The sequence below is a fragment of the Heliomicrobium undosum genome (genome assembly GCF_009877425.1).
Taxonomy (GTDB): Bacteria; Bacillota; Desulfitobacteriia; order Heliobacteriales; family Heliobacteriaceae; genus Heliomicrobium; species Heliomicrobium undosum.
Window position 1 is genome coordinate 72725 of record NZ_WXEY01000004.1, and the last position, 19658, is coordinate 92382.

General features: G+C 57.5%; 14 protein-coding genes, 1 tRNA gene and 1 other RNA gene. 5 read left to right on the top strand and 11 right to left on the bottom strand.

The window, feature by feature from the left end; all coding sequences use genetic code 11:
* Window positions 1–14 precede the first annotated feature (14 nt).
* From GTO91_RS05615 to GTO91_RS05645, 7 genes are all read right to left on the bottom strand, one after another.
* Window positions 15–302: an ArsR/SmtB family transcription factor gene (locus tag GTO91_RS05615; RefSeq protein WP_161256153.1), complete on the bottom strand. Its 288-nt coding sequence runs from the start codon at window positions 300–302 to the stop codon at window positions 15–17.
* Window positions 303–664: 362 nt separating this feature from the next.
* On the bottom strand, window positions 665–1285 hold the full coding sequence (locus GTO91_RS05620; protein WP_161256156.1) for a CBO0543 family protein: 621 nt from the start codon (window positions 1283–1285) through the stop codon (window positions 665–667).
* A gap of 235 nt (window positions 1286–1520) precedes the next feature.
* Window positions 1521–3236, bottom strand: a complete 1716-nt coding sequence (locus GTO91_RS05625) for a methyl-accepting chemotaxis protein (protein WP_161256159.1) — start codon at window positions 3234–3236, stop codon at window positions 1521–1523.
* A 72-nt stretch (window positions 3237–3308) separates the two neighbouring features.
* A complete protein-coding gene (locus GTO91_RS05630; RefSeq protein ID WP_207708975.1) occupies window positions 3309–4343 on the bottom strand; it encodes a cytochrome-c peroxidase in 1035 nt (344 codons plus the stop codon).
* Between the two features lie 293 nt (window positions 4344–4636).
* The gene (locus tag GTO91_RS05635) at window positions 4637–4969 is read right to left on the bottom strand and encodes a hypothetical protein (RefSeq protein WP_161256165.1); all 333 of its coding nucleotides are present in this window, start codon (window positions 4967–4969) and stop codon (window positions 4637–4639) included.
* Window positions 4970–5043: 74 nt separating this feature from the next.
* Window positions 5044–6123 carry a TolB-like translocation protein gene (locus GTO91_RS05640; protein WP_161256168.1) on the bottom strand — a complete coding sequence of 360 codons (1080 nt, stop codon included), beginning with the start codon at window positions 6121–6123 and terminating at the stop codon, window positions 5044–5046.
* Window positions 6124–6227: 104 nt separating this feature from the next.
* Window positions 6228–8504 (bottom strand): HelD family protein, encoded by a 2277-nt coding sequence (locus tag GTO91_RS05645; RefSeq protein ID WP_161256171.1) that lies wholly within the window; start codon window positions 8502–8504, stop codon window positions 6228–6230.
* Between the two features lie 252 nt (window positions 8505–8756).
* Between GTO91_RS05645 and GTO91_RS05650 the strand changes: the two genes are divergently transcribed.
* Window positions 8757–10022 carry an MFS transporter gene (locus tag GTO91_RS05650; protein WP_161256174.1) on the top strand — a complete coding sequence of 422 codons (1266 nt, stop codon included), beginning with the start codon at window positions 8757–8759 and terminating at the stop codon, window positions 10020–10022.
* Here the strand turns inward: GTO91_RS05650 and GTO91_RS05655 are convergent.
* Complete coding sequence (locus GTO91_RS05655; RefSeq protein WP_161256176.1) at window positions 9992–10243, bottom strand: hypothetical protein; 252 nt, start codon at window positions 10241–10243, stop codon at window positions 9992–9994. The genes GTO91_RS05650 and GTO91_RS05655 overlap by 31 nt on opposite strands.
* Window positions 10244–10717: 474 nt before the next feature.
* On the opposite strand from GTO91_RS05655, the gene GTO91_RS05660 reads away from it, so the two are divergent.
* The gene (locus tag GTO91_RS05660) at window positions 10718–11899 is read left to right on the top strand and encodes a metallophosphoesterase (protein ID WP_161256179.1); all 1182 of its coding nucleotides are present in this window, start codon (window positions 10718–10720) and stop codon (window positions 11897–11899) included.
* Here GTO91_RS05660 and GTO91_RS05665 read toward each other — a convergent pair.
* Entirely contained in the window at window positions 11847–13280 is a 1434-nt protein-coding gene (locus GTO91_RS05665) for a sensor histidine kinase (protein ID WP_161256182.1), read from the bottom strand. The genes GTO91_RS05660 and GTO91_RS05665 overlap by 53 nt on opposite strands.
* Complete coding sequence (locus tag GTO91_RS05670) at window positions 13277–13960, bottom strand: response regulator (RefSeq protein WP_161256184.1); 684 nt, start codon at window positions 13958–13960, stop codon at window positions 13277–13279. Before GTO91_RS05670 ends, GTO91_RS05665 begins: the two co-directional genes overlap by 4 nt.
* A 643-nt stretch (window positions 13961–14603) precedes the next feature.
* On the opposite strand from GTO91_RS05670, the gene GTO91_RS05675 reads away from it, so the two are divergent.
* Window positions 14604–16397, top strand: coding sequence for an HD domain-containing phosphohydrolase (locus GTO91_RS05675; protein WP_161256187.1), 1794 nt, complete (start codon window positions 14604–14606; stop codon window positions 16395–16397).
* A gap of 41 nt (window positions 16398–16438) precedes the next feature.
* Here GTO91_RS05675 and GTO91_RS05680 read toward each other — a convergent pair whose 3' ends face one another.
* Window positions 16439–18853, bottom strand: a complete 2415-nt coding sequence (locus GTO91_RS05680; RefSeq protein ID WP_161256190.1) for an ATP-binding protein — start codon at window positions 18851–18853, stop codon at window positions 16439–16441.
* 331 nt (window positions 18854–19184) lie between these two features.
* Between GTO91_RS05680 and GTO91_RS05685 the strand changes: the two genes are divergently transcribed.
* A tRNA-Ser gene (locus tag GTO91_RS05685) sits at window positions 19185–19278 on the top strand.
* Between the two features lie 59 nt (window positions 19279–19337).
* Window positions 19338–19603: signal recognition particle sRNA large type (ffs, locus tag GTO91_RS05690), an RNA gene on the top strand.
* Window positions 19604–19658 lie beyond the last annotated feature (55 nt).

Below are 19658 nucleotides of genomic sequence, written 5' to 3' on the forward strand. Positions count from 1 at the left end.
TCATGGTGCGCTATTCAGGTCTCTATGTCAAAGAGACAAGACAGCAGGGCGCGGATCTGATCATTGGCGATGCGGTAGTTGACTTCCAGGCCCTTGCGTTCCCCGACGACAACCCCGGCGGCTCGCAACTTCTGCAGGTGCATGGAGATGGTCGACTGAGGCAGGTCCAGGCAGTGTTGCATATGGGATACGTTGCAGTCGCTTTTCTGCGCCAGTCCGCGCAGGATACAGAGGCGGACCGGGTGGGCCAGGGCTTTGAGCAGTTCCGCCGTTTTTGCATATTGCCGGAAATCGTTTTCCATATGGGCGTCCTCCCATGTAGGTAAAGAGTGAACCATCTGATAGAGGGAAGGAAAAAACCGATAGAAAAGTCCGAATTCGTAAGTGAAGAAATGCGCATGCGAGGAGGAACGAGCATTCTGAAAAACGAGAGCACCCAGACGAAAAAGTCTAACACACTAAACATCCACATATCCAAATATAATGATATTGTGATAACTAGATTTTACGCCTCGCAAAGACCCCCGTCAATGTTTGTGGACATGGTTTTAAACGTTAAAAAAGGACAGATATGGGCCGTTTCGGCCTTCTGTCCTCAATTCGGGGGAGATGCTCACCCCGCAGACCAATCAGAAATCCTGATGAAATTAGACGAGGTTGCACGTTACTCCTTGTCTTCTTCGTGCGGTCTCCGCGCGGGAACCAAAGCTGGGCTGAGCAAGGTTGAGGGGTTTTTGATCCCCTCAGCGCTGAATTGTGTTTTGATGATCGCCAGTATGAGGTACCGAGAAATCAGACTGGCCACAACAACAAAGAAGAAGTACCAGTATAACTGAAAATTATAGTGGTGTTTGATGTTTATGCTCACCATTGTCGGAAAGATCACGGCGTTCAACAGCAATCCGGCCAGTGATGATCCGATGAGAAAAGATCTCCAAGAATTTGTGTACTGGTAAGCCAACATAAAAAGGATGGGGACAACAGTGTAGTCAATCGGAAAGGGCCCTGGGCTGAGCGGGACGAGGCGTGTGAAGTACATCCAGCGACTCGAACTGGTGCCGATATTGTCCATAAACGCATTGGTCACAGCCATGAACGATCCGAAGAGCAAGATTTCCATGAACCGGCTCTTATCCAGCAGTTTCCACCAGGTAAAGTAGAAGATCGCGAGCATTCCTACGATAAACCACCAGCCGACGGAAAAAAGCTCGGCGTTGACGTAGTGATGCCATGATAGGTGGTTAAAGGTAAGCCTAGCCTGAAGCAGCATCTCATCTGTTACCACGGGCTACATTCCTTTGCCAGCAACATTTGTGGATAGATTTCCCGGAATGTAAGTTATCATTCTTCTTTGGCAGCGAACGTTCAAAACGGAGAAGGACAGGGAAGCCTGAACCGGCGCCCTGTCCCTCCTGGTGATAAGCCTACCGAAGCATCGTATTCGTCCATTCCGGGCATTCATGGAGAACACCCGTTCCGGGGACGAGATTCACCGTTGTTCTGATCTTGAATTGCATGGATTACAGTTGAAAGTGCTTGACCTCCTGATTGAGCCGGCTCGCCAGCAGTTCCAACTCCTTGGCCTGAGAAGCCATGGTCTCAACCGTTTTCGACTGTTCGTCCGCCGAAGCCGATACCTCCTCGGTGGAGGCGGCGGCCTCTTCGATGATCGCTGAGATATCCTCAATGGCGTGCAATACGCTAGTGGAGTTGTCCTTTAAGGTATTGAAGATCTCGCGGATCTGCCGAGAATCGTGTTCGGTCGACTCCACGTTAGCGACGATCTGTTTCAGCGCCTCGCCGCCCTGCCGGATCAGCGCCACCTGACGGTCGAAGGCGCTGCTGTTTTCCTCCATCGCCCGCACTGTCCTGGCTGTCTTGTGCTGCACATCGCTGATCAGGGTGGTGATCTGGGAGGCGGCCTGGCCCGATTGCTCGGCCAGTTTGCGCACCTCTTCGGCCACGACGGCGAATCCGCGGCCTTCTTCGCCGGCCCGGGCCGCTTCGATGGCCGCGTTCAGCGCCAGCAGGTTGGTCTGGTTGGCGATCTCCGTGATCACCTGGATGATGCTGCCGATCTCGCTGGAACGTTGGCCCAGTTCCTGGATGGCGAGGGTGGCTTCGGAGACGCTGCCGTTGACCACCTGCAGGTGATCGATCGCTTCGGTGATCGACGCCTGGCCTTGACGGGCCACAGCCGTCGACTGACCGGCCGTCTGCAATGTTTTCTCCGCCTGCCGGTTGCCTTCGGCCACCTGGTCGACGGCGTCTTTCATCATGGTTAAGATGGCATGGGCCTGTTCGGCCTGGCGCATGGTCCCGGCCGCCACTTCGTTGACGGTCAGGCTGATCTGTTCCGCCGAGGCGCCTGTCTGGCGGACATCGGCCGTCAGCGCCTGGGAGAGGTCGAAGACGCGGCGGGCTGAATCGTCGACCTGCCCGATTAGGTTGCGCAGCCTGGAGACGGTGTTTGCCAGGGTTTGGGCCAGCAGGCCCATTTCGTCCTTGCGCGTGACCGCATCGGTGTTGATGTTCAAATTCCCTTGTCCCACCTCTTCCATCGCCGTTTTTAGCGATTGGACGGGACGGGTGATCAGGCGGGTGATGAACAGGCCGGCGATTACGTTAGTGGCGATGGCCAGGGCGATGGCGATGAGGATGACGGCCTGGGCCCTTGCGCTTTCTTCATGGTTTTTCTTGTCAAGTCGGGCGGCTTCTTCCACATTGTAGCGGGATAACTCTTCAGCCATTTGGTTGATGGCCTTCAGTTGCGTTTCCGTTTGCTTGTAGTACTGGAAGGCCTCTTCTTTTTTTCGCCCCACGGCTCGGTCGATGATCTTCTGCCGTTCGCCATGATAAGCGACCAGGAGGTCTTGCAGGCGCGTCATCTTTTCTTTGATCGCCGGTTCGAGACGCTTGTTGCCGTAGTCGTAGAGCAGTTGGTCGATGACCAGTTTACGGTCCCGCACATCGGCCATGATGGCGTCTTTTTCTTTGCGGTCATCGGTCAGGATCAGGCGGACCATGTCCGATTCCATAACCCGCAGGTTGTTCTGCACCTCGTCAAACCACTTGATGGGGAGCAAGCGGTCCTTGTACATCTCGTCCGAACGCTGGCTCATTTGCTGCATATTGTAGTAACCGGTCACGCCGACGACCAATAAGAAAAATACGCTGCCGATGATCATGGCGGTCATCTTGCTACGCAACGGCAGATCATGAAACCACTGAATCAATGGAGTTCCTCCCTCGTGCCCTGTTGTTGTCTAGAGGATTCCTATGTAAGAAGCGATGCGTTAGGAGGCCCCCTAGGGGATAACCGGGGCGGTCACCTGAGGAGGTTTTCCGCTCATGGACTTGAGGAAGGCCACCAGGTCCATCTCTTCTTCCTTCGTCAGTCCCAGCGGCCTGACGCGCGGGTCCTTGTTCGGGTGGGCTTTGCCGCCGGTGTTGTACATATGGACAACATCCTCGAGAGTGACTTCGCTGCCGTTATGGGTGTAGGGGCCTGTAAAGTTAAGGCCCCGCAGGGTGGGTGTGCGGAATTTTCCTCTATCCGCTTCATTGCCGGTGATGGCAAAACGTCCCGAATCTTCCGAGTCGGTTCCCACGTTGTAGTAGTTGGAGTCGGACAGGTTGGGCCCGCTATGGCAGGAGATGCAGTTGCCTTTGTTGACAAAGATCTCCATGCCCCGTTTTGCCTGGGGCGTCAGGGCGTCGCGGTCGCCGGCCAGGTAACGGTCAAAGTCGGAATTGTTGACGATGATCGTCCGTTCAAAAGCGGCGAGGGCTTTGGCAATGTTGTCAGCCGTGATTTCCTCGCCGAAGACCTTGCGGAATTTCTCCACATAGGCGGGAACGGCCCGTAATTCCCGGACGAGTTCGCCCAGTTCCTGGTTCATTTCCTTGGGCGACTGGATGGGACCGAGGGCTTGTTCTTCCAGGCTCTTGGCGCGGCCGTCCCAGAAGTTGGTCTTATAATAGCCCGAATTGATGATCGTCTGGCTGTTTCGCCCGCCGACGACTTTTTGAAAGCCGACGAAGGTGGTCAGATTGTCCGAGTAGCCCAACTCGGGGCTATGGCAACTCAGGCAACTGAGTGTATTGTCGCCGGACAGGCGCGGGTCGAAAAACAGGGTTTTGCCCAGTTGAATCTTTTCGTCGGTCATCGAGTTGTCCGCCGGGATAGGGATCGGTCCTAGTGGTTCGAAGCGCTTGATGTACTCGTCGTCGGGAAAAGCGGTGGTTGCGGTTGTCTTGTTTGCGCTGCAGCCGGCAGCGGCGATGGTGAGGGCAAGGAAGGGAACCAGGATGAGGTTGCGGATGTTTCGGGGTTTATCCATGGGCATGCCATCCTTTCACGGGTATCAGTAAGCGACCGTAAATCAGATAGTCAGTAAAAGTTACGATTCCTGCAATTTATTGTAGGTGGATATCCTTTATCGGTAAAGAGAAAGTTGATTCTTTTAAACTGTATCTATATACTGCTTGGGACATCTAGGTAATGCCGTTCGTGGGGAGCGCCACTTATCATATACGGATGGCCCCGTTTTATTTTTCCGATGAAATAGAAAAAGTGGGATTCTCCGTTTGACAAAGAATCCCACTGCGCTTTTCTCGTTGACTTTTGATGGCTTCAGTGTAAGGGCTGCTGCGTCGGTAGCTGGCTTAGGGCGATTTCTAAAATATTCTGCGGCACGTCGTAAAACTCGCTTAACACCGCAACGCCTTCACGCGTCGTCTCATGAAGATGAACATCTGTCAGGTGATTGTCCCGCGCTAATACCACTTCCTGCAGAAATGCGCATAACAGGTCAAACGCCTTTTTGATATCGCCGGCTTGCTCCGTCGTTTCCGGGGCCTTTTTTTCCTTCAGTGCGGTCATATCCAGTTCGCTTAATAACAGCCCGGTTTGTTTTTCCAGCATTTGAATCCATCGCAATTGACGCTGCGTCGGCGGTTGGCTCATCAATCCATTCACCTCATCGCATAATCCGGTTTTTAAAAAATCACGTTCCGGCAGCCAGATCAGACACTTTCCGGTCAGTTTAGGGGCTGAATCCAGACTTTTGTATCCCCCTTTTGCGAGACGGTGCTGTAGGCCAACTGCCGCCCCGATAGGGACCAAGTGACATTTCTGAGAAGGTAGTGTGTGGGGCTGGCGATGCGGGCCTGATCGCTCTTCACATCGCGTACATAGAGGGTCATTTCATGGGTGTAAGGCTCCTGGCGCTCAAAGCGAAGCGCATAAGCGACTCGTTTGTCGGCGGGATCCAGTTTCATTTCATATTTGTTGCGCTCTATGTCCATATTGGTGCGGTTTCCCGAAGTGGTGTCGATGAGTTGGGCCGTCGTCTGGTCATAGTCGCTCTGTCCACAGAGGATCTGCCGGTTGTCATTCAGCCAGTAGGTGTAGGAAACATCAGGCAGGGAGAAGAACCGGTGCCCGGTTCCATCGGGGTTCATGACGCCGACGCCCTCTGTCCCTTCATAGAGACACAGGATGTATGACAGCCGGCTATCGTCATCGGACCATTTCGGACGAAAAGGCGCTTTCGTACGCAAGTTCTCCCCTGTTCGTTTCACGAGCAGTTTCCGGTTGGATAGATCGGCGTCAGCCACATGCAGGCCCTGTTCATCACAGAAGATCAGCCGACGCCCATCACTCGACAGGTCGACGCCTCGCGTATTCGGCGGCAAGGGGATCTCACGCTGCTTTTGAAGTGTTTCTTTGTTGAAGAAAATGATTTTCTCCCGGCATTGAAAGGCGAGGGCGCCGTCTCGCAGGTGCTTTATGGTCGTTTCGTAGCCCACTACATCGTTGGCCTGATAAAAAAGGGAGGATGTCTTATTTTCGAGATCACAAACGTAAAGGGAGATGGCCGACTGCTGATCTGCGCCGCCTTGGAGGCCGAAGACCAGCCGCCCCTCGTCAAGCCAGTCGATGAGAAAGACGCCCTTTCGCTCGCCTCCCGGCGGGAGGGGAATCTCGATGGCCGGGGCAATGGGTTGCTTGCCGGGCTGCGCCGTTTGGCTGAGGCAGGCGGTAGTGGAGAGGGGTAGGAGGAGCACGCTGAGGAGAAGGCATAGGAGCGGGAATCTGTTCGGGAATCGGCGCTTCATGAAAGCCCCTCCTCTCTCTGCGTCGGACGGTCATGCGCTCACCTTGGCATGGCTGTTTGGCATTACGTTCTTTTTCGACACGTCTTAGAAAAGGCCTGCCGCTTTTATATGAAACCTGTCGCGGCTTTCCCTGGGCCAGGTAAAAAGGGGCTGCTGTCGCCGGTATGATAAACGATCAGGCGATGCAACGCCCGGGTGCAGGCGATGTAGAGCAGCCGCCGATCCAGGTCGCTCCTGTAACGGCCTTCATCTGCGCCGTAGACGATGACGGCGTCAAACTCGAGCCCTTTGGCGAGATAGGCGGAAACGATGGAGATGCCTGTTTCGACCCATCCTTCGCGGGGCTGGATCAGTTTCACGTCCAGCCTGTCCTTCAGCCGGTCATACAGGCCTGCCGCTTCCCGCTGGCTCTTGCAGATGATGGCGACGGTCCCAAAACCGGCGTCAACAAAGGCGGCGGCGTCATGAGCCGCGGCGTCATCCATGGCGGCGCTATCCTCGGCGTGTACGATGCGTGGCGCCTCGTCGTGGCGTTCGAAGGACATGCCGTTCTGATCTTTTCCCAGCACCTGCCGGGCGAAGGCGCTGATCTCCTGGGAGGAGCGGTACCCTTTCTCGAGATAAAGGCGGAGGGTTTGCGGCTTCCGGAGGATCTCGACCACTTCGTCGTAGAGCCCCAGGTCGCCCTCTTTTTCTACGCTTTGGTGGATGTCGCCCAGGACGGTGAAGCGCGCCTCCTTAAAAAGAGTAGCGAAGATGGCGTACTGCAGCGGCGTGTAGTCCTGGGCCTCGTCAACGACGACCTGCTTGATTTCCGGGTAGAGGGAAGCGCCTTCGAGCCGGAACTTGAGGTAGAGCAGGGGGGCGGCATCCTCATAACGGGCTTGTCCCCGGCGGAGCCTGTCCCTGGTCTCGGCGATCAGCGCTTCGATCTCTTTCTCCGTCATGTCTCCAGGGAAGGAAAGTCCCCTGGCGAGGCGGGCGAAGAGTTTCGGCTGGGCGAAGAGGGTTTCATAGACGCGCCCGTAGTCGACACGGGTAAACCGGCGGAGGCGGCGGCGCAAGGCCTTTGTTTCTTTCATCGATAAGAGGCGGCTGAAGGATTTGATCTCAAAATCGCGGCCTTCGCTTTTGGTGACGATCGGTTCGATCCGCTTCAGCCGCCGCTTTTGCAAGGGCGCGATTTTTTTCAGGACCGTTTCTTCCAGCCGGCGGAGTTGGACGGCCATGGGGAGGCCGATCTTGTTGTGTAAGAAGCGGTTTTTTAACTGCTGCCGCGTCTCTACAGTGACGCCGTCATAGAAGACATCCTCGAAGGGGATCACCCGGTGGGCCCAGTGGCGGAGCAGCCGGTCGAGGAGGGTGACGAAGGCGCGGGAGCCCTTGAAGGCGATGGCGCGCTGGCGGCGGAAGGCTGTGCGGCTATCTTCCGCTTGGAGGAGCCCTTCTAACTGCTCGGCCCGGCTCTCCACGGCAAAACGGCCGGCCAGGGCCGAGGCGGCGATGTCGTCGAAGGTTGTCTGGGCCACGTTCTCCTCGCCGAGTTCAGGCAGGACATGGGAGATGTACTGGCTGAAGACGGCGTTGGGCGAGAGGATCAGGACGTTGTTCGATGTCAGGCGGGACCGGTGGCCTTCGTAGAGCAGGTAGGCGATGCGGTGCAAGGCGATGGAGGTCTTGCCGCTGCCGGCGACGCCCTGGACGATGAGCAGATCTGTTTCGCGGTCCCGGATGATCCGGTCCTGCTCCTTTTGAATCGTCTCGACGATGGTGCGCATCTTCGGCGAGGCGTTATGGCTGAGGATTTCCTGCAGGATCTGATCGGTGATCACGACGTTGCAATCGAAGAAGTAGACCAACTGCCCATCTTTGATCTTGTACTGTCGCTTGCGGAGGACCTCTCCTTCGATGATGCCGCCGGGAGCCTCGTAGGCTGCCCGTCCCGGTTCATGCCGGTAGAAGATGCTGGAGACGGGCGCCCGCCAGTCATAGACGAAGACCTGGTGATTCTCCGGCTCCATGACGGTGTGCAGGCCCACATAAATCTTTTCGGCTTCCTCGTATCCGTCCTCGATGAAGTCGACGCGGCCGAAGTAGGGCGAGCCGATCATGTGTTTGTATTTGGCGACCTGTTTGAGCGTGTTCACATAACCGGCCGTCTGCTGGTTGACGCCGACGAGGTACTGGTTCATCTCGGTCAGCCGGGTGAAGTCGCGGGAGGAGTGGACCGTGTTCTCCCACATGTCCCTTCTGGCCTCGATGAGGGCTTCTTTGCGACTTTCCAACTGGTCAAGTTCGCGGTTCAAAAGGGTCTGGAGGAGTTGCTCCGTTTGCGCCAGGTACTGGAGTTCTTCCTGGTGGCGTTGTTGTTCCTTGTCCATTTGAACCTCCTCGCGGTTTTCACGTGACGCTTGACAAAAGGGGCGATTTTTGATATAATAAAATGGGATAATGTAATGATTGCTAAAAAACAATGGTCGTCTGTTTATTATAATCAATTTTCGTGTCTGAGTAAAGGCCTGATTCGCCCATTGTCGCATAAAGGGATTCCCGGAGAACAATCCGGGGGTCCCTTTTTTGGATAGAAAAAAGGCAGCCGTATAGCTGCCATAAGCGCCCGGGATACTACCGGCATGGGAGATGCGACGTCGCTGCCGTTGTTTACAAAACCCTTCGCCGCCTTGCTCGTGGCTACATCCCTGTTCATCAGCGCCTACTACCTGCTGATGCCGGTGATTCCGATCACCTTGGACGCGCTCGGCGCCGGCAAACTGGAAATCGGGATGACCATGGGCGTCTTTTTTGTGGGCTCCCTTTTTTTGCGCGTCATCGCCGGCTATTTGGGCGACCGGTATGGACGAAGAGCGCTTTTCTGGTCCTGTTTTTTTGCCGTCCTGCCGGCGCCCTTTTTGTTTCTCTCGCCTTCCATCCCCAAGATGGCGCTGGTCCAGTTGATCTACGGATATGCTGTCGGCGTTTTTACCGTTTCGTCTCTGTCGGAACTCGCCGAGATGGTCGACGCGCCCCGTTTGAGTCAGGCGGTGAGCATCCACAGCATCTCCCTGGTGATCGCCAAGGGACTGGCGCCTTCCTTGGGACTGTTCCTGTTTCAGGGCTGGGGAACGACAATGTTGTTGACCCTGTCTTTCGCCTGCGCCTTTCTGACGGGGGCGCTGCTGCCTTTTGTGCGCAAGCTGCCACGAAACAGGTCGGAGTCGGAGGCGTATGGGGCGGAATCAACTGAGGCCGAGTTGCCCGGAGAAGAAGCGCGCGCTAAAAGCGATAGGGGAGCGTCCAGAGCAGCAATTGAAACAGGCGCAACCACGGTGGTCCCTTTTGGTCAACTGCTCCGCAGCCCCGATGTGCTCATCCCCGGTTTCACCTTGTTTTTCATCACCTTTACCAACGGGGCCATCGTGACCATGCTGCCCCTCTTTGCCGGGGAGCGGGCGATTGCCGGGTTTGAGTGGTTCTTCACCGCCAACGCTTTGGCGATTATCCTTTCCCGGCTCGTCATGCAGCGTCTCTCCGGTCGGGCTGAGGTGTCGCTGGTCCAGGTGTCGCTGGCGCTGATCGCCTTGTCCGTCTTCGCCCTCGCCTTCGTAGAGACGCTGGCGACGCTGTTGGCGGTGGCCCTTCTGTACGGGCTCGGTTTCGGCCTCATGTATCCGGCACTGACCGTGTTAGTGCTCCGGCGCACCCCTCCATCGGTCAAGGGGAGCGCCATGGGGGTGTTCACGAGCTTTTTCGACATTGGCGTGACGGTAGGCGCTTTTTGGGCGGGGTTCAGCGAATTCTGGGGATTTGGCGCTATTTATCTCAGTTCCGCCGTGTTGCCGGCAGTGGGACTTTTGCTGTTCACTGTTGCTTACGCATCGAGAAGAGACGAGGCTTCATAGAGCCCGCCGGAGGCCTGTGCGCTATCTCCGCGCCGGCTTGCGCGCTTGGCCGTTGTGGCGAGGTATTGTTCCCAAAGCAGGTCTGCTTCCCGTGATGTCTTTACGGCGTTATCCACATCCCCGAGGGCCATAAAGCGCAGCGCTTCGTCACGCTTGAGTCGGACAAGTTGTAAAAAGGCTTTTCTCGCTTCCCTTTTGTTTGTCCGTTCATCACGTTTCAATTGAAGAACCTCCCAATCGGTCATAGGGTTGTTGCATCTTCTGAGCCTTCCCTGGTGTAAGGATACAACTCAATTCTCGTAGGAGGGACAGGAAAAGACAAAAATAATATAATCATTCTAAATGTAGCATTTAATGTAAATTTATTCAAGGTTTTAATGACAAATACTTTGGTGGGATTTGGGATAATTCTGCGTAATAAAGAGAAGGAGGGCTGCCGGTCGCCCCTCCTTCTCTTTGTTACAAATGGTTACATTCAGTTGTCATAATGAATCCGAAATGAAACCCCCTGTGGGCCCCCTATCAATAGAAGGTGACGGCGGCGCCGATCATGCAGGTGCCCAGCCCCAGCGATTCACCGGCCAGCATGGCGTACGTGGCGGCAAAACTTGCGCATCGGGCGGCGCCATGGTAGGGTGTAATTTAGCATGAAAAGCGGCGGCGATGGGGGGACATCAATGAGGTTTGTTGCAGTCTTGGCGATTATTTTCGCGTTGTATGGGTTGCTCCACTACTGGATCGGTCTCCGGGGATGGCAGGCCTTCGGCCACTGGGTCCCTGCGGGACAGGGATGGACATATTGGGCCACCCTCGTCCTGCTGGCTGCCGCCTACCCGCTCGGGCGGATCACAGAGGGCAAGCTGCCCGCATTGCTTACGGAGGCGATGATCCGGCTGGGCGCTTACTGGCTGGGGGCGTTGATTTACATCGTCCTCCTGCTCGGGGCGGTGGAGGCGGTGCTTGGTCTGAACCGGCTCCTGCACTTCCTGCCGCAACACTGGCTGGCGGCGCCGCAGGCGGCGGCTCGGGCGGGCATGGTCGCCGTCGCCCTGATCGCGGCGATTGTCGCTTACGGCGCCTGGAATGCCCGGAACCCGGAGGTGGTCCGCTATGAGGCGACCATCGCCAAGGACGCCGGAGAGATGAAAGAATTGAAGGTGGCCGTCGTCTCGGATCTGCATCTGGGACTGCTCGTACATAACGGGCGGCTCACCCGGATGGTCGAGTTGGTCCAGGCCATGGAACCGGATCTGGTGCTCTTGCCGGGCGATGTCATCGATGAGGATCCCGGCGCCTTTTCCGAGCAGGAGATGCAAAAGACCTTCGGCCGGCTGAAACCGCCCCTGGGCATCTATGCCGTGCCGGGCAACCACGAGTATATCGGCGGCAAGTGGGAAGAGATCTTTACCCATCTCGAGGCATCGGGTGTGCGGGTGCTCCGCGACGAGACGGTGACAGTGGGCGGCGCCGTCACCATCGTGGGCCGTGACGATCTCTCGCGGGGACGCTTTACCGGCGAACCGCGCAAGGAACTGGACGAACTGATGGCGCGCGTCAATCGCGCCCAGCCGGTGCTGCTGATGGACCACCAACCCTTTCACCTGGAGGAGGCGGAGAACCAAGGCGTCGATGTGCAACTCTCCGGCCATACCCATCGCGGGCAGTTGTTTCCCGGCAGTCTGATCACTGGGCGTCTCTACGAGAACGATTGGGGGCTCTCTACACGGGGGGCGATGACAGCGGTCGTATCCTCCGGTTTCGGCACCTGGGGACCGCCTATCCGGGTGGGAAGCCGCGCCGAAGTGGTGGAGTTGAAGATCCGCTTCACCGGTCCTGCGGGGGGAGGGGCTCTTCCTCTGTCGGCAGATAAACAGTGAACACCGATCCCTGACCGGGAACGCTGTCGGCGGAGATGGAACCGCCCTGCAAGAGCGCGTATTCACGGGCGATGGCGAGGCCGAGGCCGGATCCGCCGGTGCGCCGCGTCCGGCTCTCATCGATGCGGTAAAAGCGGTCGAAGATATGGGGCAGGTGCTCCGGGGCGATGCCACAGCCGCTGTCCCGGACGGCGATGGCGATGCCTCCCGGCCGGACCTGGGTGTCGACGGAGATGAAGCCGCCGGGGCAGGTGTGCCGGAGGGCGTTGTGCAAGAGGTTAAGAAAAATCTGAACGGTGCGGTCGGGATCGACATAGAGGAGGGTCCCGGCCGTTTCTCTTTCTGCGGTGACGGTAAAGGAGACGCCCTTTTGCCGGGCTGCTGCGCTGAAGGATTCCTCCAGCCGTTCCAACAGGTCCCCCACATAGAGCCATTCCTTGCAGAAGGAAAGTTGTCTCGTCTCCGCCTTGCTCAATGCATGGAGGTCGTGAACAAGGCGGTTCATCCGCCCCGTTTCTTCCTGGAGTGTTGTCAGCGCTTCTTTGTCCCAGGTCGCGACGCCGCTTTCCAGGGCGTCGAAGAGGCTCTGGCAAACGGCGAGGGGGGTGCGCAGTTCATGGACCACATCGGCCTGCAACTGCCGGCGTAGCCGCTGGTCTTCCTCCAAGCGCGCGGCCATGGTATTGAAGTCTGCCGCCAGTTCACCCAGTTCGTCGCCGCCGGTCAGGGTGACCCGGTGGCCCAGGTTGCCCCGGGCGATACTGCGGGCCGCTTCGGCGAGCACGCCGATCGGTTGGATCAACCGATTGGAGATGAAAAAGGCGATGATCAGGGCGATGATGGAGGCAATGATCACCGTTCCGACCTGGCGGATGACAAGGGGCACGATGAGGAAGTTGCGGGCCGTTTCCAGGAGGCTGTTTTCCTTGGGCAAGAGCCGCAAGAGGCCGATGCGGCGGCCGTCGACCTCGAGAGGATAGGCTGTCGCGTAGCCGGCATGCGCTCCGGCAAGAGTCGTTCCCTCGGGGCCGAGGACGATTTGACCGGCGCTGTCTTCGACGATGACAGTCCAGGTGCCTCCGCCGGGAACGTTGACGAAAGGTGGCGGACCATGGTCCGGGTCTCTCTCAAACTGGCGCGGGAAGCGGACCACCAGTTCCCGTGGGGTGACGGCCTCTTCCGTCAGTCCTTCCAGGTCGCCATGGGCGCGGTAGTGGGCGGTGATCGCCACCCCGGCGGCCTCGGCGAAGGCATCGCGGAACTGGGCGGTGAACCGGTCGAACGAAAGCTTGCTACCCGAGGCGGTGATTGCCAGGTTGAGGCCTGCCGTCAAGAGGATCAGCGCCAGAAAGTAGAGGAAAAAGCGCTTGCGCAGCCTCATCGCTGCTCTCCAAAGCGGTAACCGATACCGAAAACCGTTTGGATATAGCGCGGTTTGCCGGTGCGGTCTTCGATTTTTTTGCGCAGGTTGAAAATATGGGTGTCCACGGTGCGCTCGTAGTTTTCAAAGGCCTCGCCGATAGCGCCTTCTAAGAGTTGCAACCGGGTGAAGGCGCGCCCCGGCTGCTTGGCCATCATGGCGAGCAGGCGAAACTCGGTGGCCGTCAATGGCACCTCTTCGCCCTTTTTCAAGAGGCGGACACCGTCGATGTCGAGGGTGAGTTCACCGAGATAGAGGACCGACTGGGGGGCCTGAGCCAGCGACTGCCGCCGGAGGACCGCCCGGATCCGCGCCACCAGTTCGCGCATACGGAAAGGTTTGACGATATAATCATCGGCGCCCTTTTCCAGACCGTCCAGCACGTCCTCCTCGCCGCCGAGGGCGGTCACCATCAGGATGGGGACTGCGCTCTCTTGACGGATGATTCGGCAGATCTGGATGCCGTTTAGTTCGGGGAGCAGGATATCGAGGAGGATCAGATCCGGTTTTTCCGTCCGGAAGCTTTGCAACGCCGCCAGTCCGTCGCCGGCCTCACTGACGGAGAACCCTTCGGCAGCGAGAAACTGGGCCGTATGTTGCCGGAGCTTCGCTTCGTCTTCAACGATCAGGATACGCGTCACGGTGGTTCATCCTTTCTACAAGGACTGCCTTTGGGGTCAACGTTCTTTTTAGAGCGAGGAAAATCCTTCAAGTTTGGACAACATTGCGTTGAAGGAGGGCGGTCATGTCAAGGGTTTATCAAGATGAGAAAAGGCGCTTCACTTAGGCGAAGCGCCATGTTTGTTTAATTTTTTTTCAAAAAAGGAATAACCAAAATAGCGTCGAATACGTTAAACTATATATAGCCGAGTTCTGGTCGCAAGGGAGACCGCTGACCAGTGCTCAGGAAAAATGTGGAAAAAGGAGGTGTACGCTCAATGGAAATGTACAGCCCCACTTTTAACGTCGCCCACATCCTGGCCTTTTTCTTCCTGTTCCTCCACATTCCTTTCTACTTCGTCCTGAAAGACTAGTATCCCTATGCACTAATCCTCTTTGGCCATTTGGCAAAGCTGTCGACAAGGCGAGCAATGACATAAGTGACGATAAATCAGGGGGGCGACTCCCTGATTTGTTTTTTTGCCGGTGGCGCCGCCGGATATCTTTGTCTTGCCAAATCGTCTAAAGAATGTTCATAATTAATATAACGTAGGAAACCGGGGGATGCGGCATTCTCCCTGTACGCCTTGAGGGAATGCAGGCGCGAAGATTCGGAGAGGTGCGATGACCGTGTCAGGGATTCGAGGGACGGCCTTTCGCTTCTGGCTCGCCTTGACGGCCTTGAGCCTCGCCGGGATTTTGGTGATGGCCGGGCATTTCATTCGCACGGAACGAGCACAGTTGGAAGAGGCGCTGCGTAATGAGGCGTTGGCCGGCGCCAATCTGTTGGCGAGCGCTGTCGGACCGGAATTGCCAAAAGGGGACGTTGAGCGGATCAATTCCCTGGCCTGGGCGCTTCTCAACCAGCCGAACATCCAGTATGTGCGCGTCCTTGATGCGAACGGCCATGTGGTGACCCAGCGGGAAAAAACACACTATGTGGCGGATGTGCTGATCGAGCAGGTGCCCGTGTTGGACCTCGACAAAAACCTCGGAACCGTGGAAATCGCGGTGCGGATGACAGACCTTCGAAAACAACAGAAGCAACGATTCGACTATTCGGCGGCAGTCGCCTGCCTGGCTTCGATCGTAGCGGTCGCCTTCTCCGCCTGGGTCAGCCGCCGACTAACGCTCCCCCTGGTGCGCTTGCGGGAGGCGGCGCGTCGTATGGCTGACGGCGATCGGACGGTTTGCGTCCCAGAGGCAGGGACGGAGGAAACAGCTGCGTTGGCTGTCGCCTTTAACCAGATGGCTGCGGCTGTGGCTGATCACCAGGCGTTGCTGCAGGAAGAGATCCGCAAAGCCACAGCGAGCCTGGCGGAAAAGGTGGAGACACTGGAGTCGCTGGACTGTATCTTTCGGAGCGTATTGGCGCAAAACACGCGCCGGGACGAGGTGATCCGGACGATTATCGCCCACATCCAGGCGCGTGTGCCGGCGGAAGCGATCTCCATCGCCGTGTGGGAAGAGGGAAAGAAGACAGCCGAGTTTTACATCTGGGAGTCTCAGGGAGCGGGGATCGTGTCCGATTCGATTCCCCTCGATCAAACGCGCTTGTTGGCAGTGGCGGCGGAGGGACAGTTGCGGATCTGCGCAGATCTGAGCCGGGAGGCGATGAGCCCGCAAGAGGAGGAACTGCTGGCCTTGGGGTACCATTCGACGGTGTATGTTCCCCTGATGGCCGGGGAGAAGGCCTTGGGCGCCATCATTGTCAGCAGCCGGGAACCCGGTTATTACACTGATGAGACGGCGGGACGCCTGACCGAGATGGCCCAGGCCGTTTCTATATCCCTCAACAACGCCAATGCCTATGCATCGCTGAATAACGCCTTCTGGCAGATGATTAAGACCCTCTCCCGGGCGATCGACATGCGCGACGCCTATACGGGTGGGCATTCTGAACAGGTGATGCTCCTGTCGCGGGCGATTGCCCGCCTGGCGGGACTTTCCGACGGGGAAATCGAAACGATCGGCATCGCCGGGCTGCTCCATGATGTGGGCAAGATCGGCATCCGGGAAAGCATCCTGCAAAAGCCGGGACCCTTGAGCGCCGACGAATTTGCCGAGATGAAAAGCCACTCGGCCATGGGCGCCGAACTGCTGCGGCCCATCGGGCTGTTCCGGAAGGTGGCCGATATCGTTCATTACCACCATGAACGCTTTGATGGAAAAGGCTATCCCCTCGGACTTCGCGGTGAGGAGATTCCGATGGCCAGCCGGGTGATCGCCATCGCTGACGCGATTGACGCCATGGCCAGCGATCGCCCCTACCGCAAGGGATTGCCGCCTGGTGTCATTCAGGAGGAACTGCGCAGGCACGCCGGGTCCCAGTTCGATCCCCGGCTGGCGGAGATCGCCATCGAGCATTTTGATGAACTGATGGCGCTGGTGCTTCGGACCACTGATCCGGCGATGTAAAAAAGCAGCGGGCTATGCGACGAGCCCGCTGCTTCCGTTTTTTACGCTTTCTCCCCGTCCTTTTCTTCGCTAGAGAAGAGCCGGTGCTGGTCCAGGGCACACAGCAATTGATGCTTTTTCACCGGCTTTTCGAGGAGGGAGTCGCAGCCGGCGGCAAGGCAGCGTTCCCGGTCCTCCGGGAACACGCTGGCCGTCAGGGCAATGATGGGGATGGGAGGGGTTCCCCGGTCTGCTTCGAGGCTGCGGATTTCCCGGGTGGCCTGGTAGCCGTCCATCACCGGCATGGAGATGTCCATCAGCACAAGGGCATAGGATTTTTGGCTGAACTTGGCGACGGCTTCTTCTCCGTTTTCGGCCACGTCGAGCCGGTAACCGGTGCTCTTCAGATAGAGTTGCACCAGCAGGATGTTGACGGGGGAGTCTTCAACGAGCAGAATGTCGACGGGAGGTTCCTGGGCGGTTTCTACTCGTTCCCCTAGAGCCCCTGCCGTTTCCCCTAGATTCCCTGTTGTTTCTCCGGTTGTTCCCTCTATTGTTTCCCAGTGCGGGTGGCTTTGCCGTCCGTCCAGGCCCGTCGCTTGCTCCGAGCTTCCCGCCGATTCTGTGAGACGGCTCTCCACGGATACGGCGGGGAGCAGGTGAGGCGGCGGAAGAGCGACCATGCAAGCGGTGAAGGTGAAGGCGCTGCCTTTTCCCGGTTCGCTGTCGACCCGGATCTGCCCGCCCATCAGTTCGACGAGGCGCTTGCAGATGGCGAGGCCGAGGCCTGTTCCCCCAAATCGCCGTGTCAATGAGGCGTCGCCCTGGGTAAAGCTGTCGAAGATTTGGTCCTGCCACTGCGGTGGGATGCCAACGCCTGTATCGACGACGGAAAAGCGCAGGTGGACCGGTTGACCGGATTGCAACACCTCCGGGTCAGCGACTTCGATGAGGAGGGAGACGGCGCCTGTCTCGGTGAACTTGATGGCGTTGCCGAGGAGGTTGAAGAGCACCTGGCGGAGGACGCCGGCGTCGCCCAGCAGGAGGCGAGGGACATCATCGGGCAGTTGCGCCGTCAGTTCGAGGCCTTTTTCCTGGGCGCGGGTGGAGAAGAGGGTCATCGTATCATTGACCAGGTTATCCAGGTAGAATTCAACAGGCTGCAACGCCTGTTTGCCTGACTCGATTTTGGACAAGTCGAGGATGTCATTGATCAGCGCCAAGAGGTTGTTGCCGGCGTCGCGGAAGATGTGGACGAACTTTTTTTGCTCTTCATTGAGCGGTGTCTCCCAGAGCAGGTCGGCCATGCCGATGATGGCGTTCATAGGGGTGCGGATTTCATGGCTCATATTGGCCAGAAAGGCGCTCTTGGCGCGGTTGGCCACATCGGCTTCTTCTTTTGCCAGTAGTAAGGCCGCCTGCATCTGCCGGCGCTCTTGCAGTTCCTTTTCCAAGGCTAGGGTTTTGTGCTGGATCTCTGCTTCCATTTCACTCGTCTGAATGATGATTTTGCCGGTCAAGGGGCGCAGTAGTAGGGTGATCGCCAAGACGCCGAGGACGATTAATCCGAATATAACGCCGGCGAGCAGGCTGATCTGGACCCGGATGGGAGCGTAGAACTCGTCGGAACTCATCATGACCAGGATCGCCCAGCAAGTGTCCGGGATCGGACCGTAGGCGATGATGTTGTGAGGGGCCAAAAACAAATGGGGATTGTAAACGCCGCTTTGTCCCTCGACCGCTTTCAGGAGTGCCGCCCCGACAGGGGCTTTTGTGTCAATAGGGAAGGGAGAGGGGAGGGGCGCCTCGTGAAGGTTGAACAGACGCTCGCCCTGCCCTCCCCGGACGCGCGCGAGCAAGACTTCCCCCGTATCGCCAAGTCCCGCCTTGTCTTCCAAAATCCGGCGCAACCCGTCCAATCGGAAGATGACCGTATCGTAGCCGAGCACGTCGCCGGTCGCTGCGGTGATGGGCGCGCTGACGAGGAGGGCGGGCGTGCCTTCGATCAACGCGGGGCCGTGGATGGTCGGACTGCCGCTGTTGTCTCCCGCGATACAGGGGCATTCCTGTGGCAACGGGACGCCGACTCGGACCACCGGTTGTCCATCCCGGTCAAAGCGGGTGATGCCGATGACGCCGGCTTCCGGGTTCAGGGCTTCTTTCAGCCGTTCAGCCGTATACACGGCCAGTTCCTGGCGGCTGATCTCGCCGTGATAGTAGGCGGAGAGGCTTTTTTTGATTTGACTGCGGCTGGTCACCTGAAGGGTGACCTCGCGGCCCCTCGACAAAAACTGTTCCAGCACCATGGTCCGGGAGCGGAGCGCCGCGACCAGTCGCTGCTCGGAATCACTTTGCAAGTGATTATAGAGGGGGATGATGCTGACCAGGGCGATCAAGATCCCGATAGTAAGGATCCCCAGGGCCGAATAACCGATGATGTTTTTTTTAAACTGTTCCGGCTTGTCCAGTCTGACCATGGCATGGATCCTCCCGGTCGATATCGCTGGACGACGAGTGAAGGGGAAATGCGCATATATAATGATGATACCAGTGAAACCAGGGGGAAGGAAAGGAAAAATGCAGGAAATTGACGCTTTGCTGGGGCTGGTCCGGCATGGGGGAACCGGGTCTTGATATGGGGCTGTTGGAAGACCTTTCATCATTGACATGAGACCTGATTTAGGGTATTATAGTTAGCATGCGCCGCGCTACGGAAGCCCTGAACTGGGCAACCGTTGGATCGGTTCCCACCGTATTCCGCTTTACTTTTGTCTATTCCATCGATATACTATTTTTATGTAGACCTACGGAGAGATGGCCGAGTTGGTCGAAGGCGCACGATTGGAAATCGTGTAGGCGGGCAAAACCTGTCTCGAGGGTTCGAATCCCTCTCTCTCCGCCAGCAACTACCCGGTAACCGGATCCATGTAACCTCGGTTGCCTTTTCTACGTGAAGATTGGCCGTGCTACACGGGGCGTTAGCGGTGCCTTGTCACCCGCAATCCGCTACAGCGGGGTGGATGCCCGAATTGAGGGCCTGACTTGTGGGGTCTGGCTTCTGCAAGTGACGTTGAAGATTGGGTCCTGCGCAACGGAAACCTATGAACCCCGCCAGGTCCGGGAGGAAGCAACGGTAAGTAGGCCCTTTCGGGTGCCGCAGGGGAGCCTGGTCTGAGTTAACTACAGGGGTAACGCCCGGAAGCCAGTGTTCGAAGTCGGGTGCACGGCCATAATTATATTTTGCAGTTGTATCGGTAAGAAAAGATGGTGTAAGCCATCTTT

What these genes read in the sequence shown, in the direction of transcription:
- GTO91_RS05665 (WP_161256182.1), bottom strand. Translation starts at nt 13,280, where the DNA reads ATGAGGCTGCGCAAGCGCTTTTTCCTCTACTTTCTGGCGCTGATCCTC.
- GTO91_RS05630 (WP_207708975.1), bottom strand. Translation starts at nt 4,343, where the DNA reads ATGGATAAACCCCGAAACATCCGCAACCTCATCCTGGTTCCCTTCCTT.
- GTO91_RS05640 (WP_161256168.1), bottom strand. Translation starts at nt 6,123, where the DNA reads ATGAAGCGCCGATTCCCGAACAGATTCCCGCTCCTATGCCTTCTCCTC.
- GTO91_RS05675 (WP_161256187.1), top strand. Translation starts at nt 14,604, where the DNA reads ATGACCGTGTCAGGGATTCGAGGGACGGCCTTTCGCTTCTGGCTCGCC.
- GTO91_RS05635 (WP_161256165.1), bottom strand. Translation starts at nt 4,969, where the DNA reads ATGAGCCAACCGCCGACGCAGCGTCAATTGCGATGGATTCAAATGCTG.
- GTO91_RS05645 (WP_161256171.1), bottom strand. Translation starts at nt 8,504, where the DNA reads ATGGACAAGGAACAACAACGCCACCAGGAAGAACTCCAGTACCTGGCG.
- GTO91_RS05680 (WP_161256190.1), bottom strand. Translation starts at nt 18,853, where the DNA reads ATGGTCAGACTGGACAAGCCGGAACAGTTTAAAAAAAACATCATCGGT.
- GTO91_RS05615 (WP_161256153.1), bottom strand. Translation starts at nt 302, where the DNA reads ATGGAAAACGATTTCCGGCAATATGCAAAAACGGCGGAACTGCTCAAA.
- GTO91_RS05650 (WP_161256174.1), top strand. Translation starts at nt 8,757, where the DNA reads ATGGGAGATGCGACGTCGCTGCCGTTGTTTACAAAACCCTTCGCCGCC.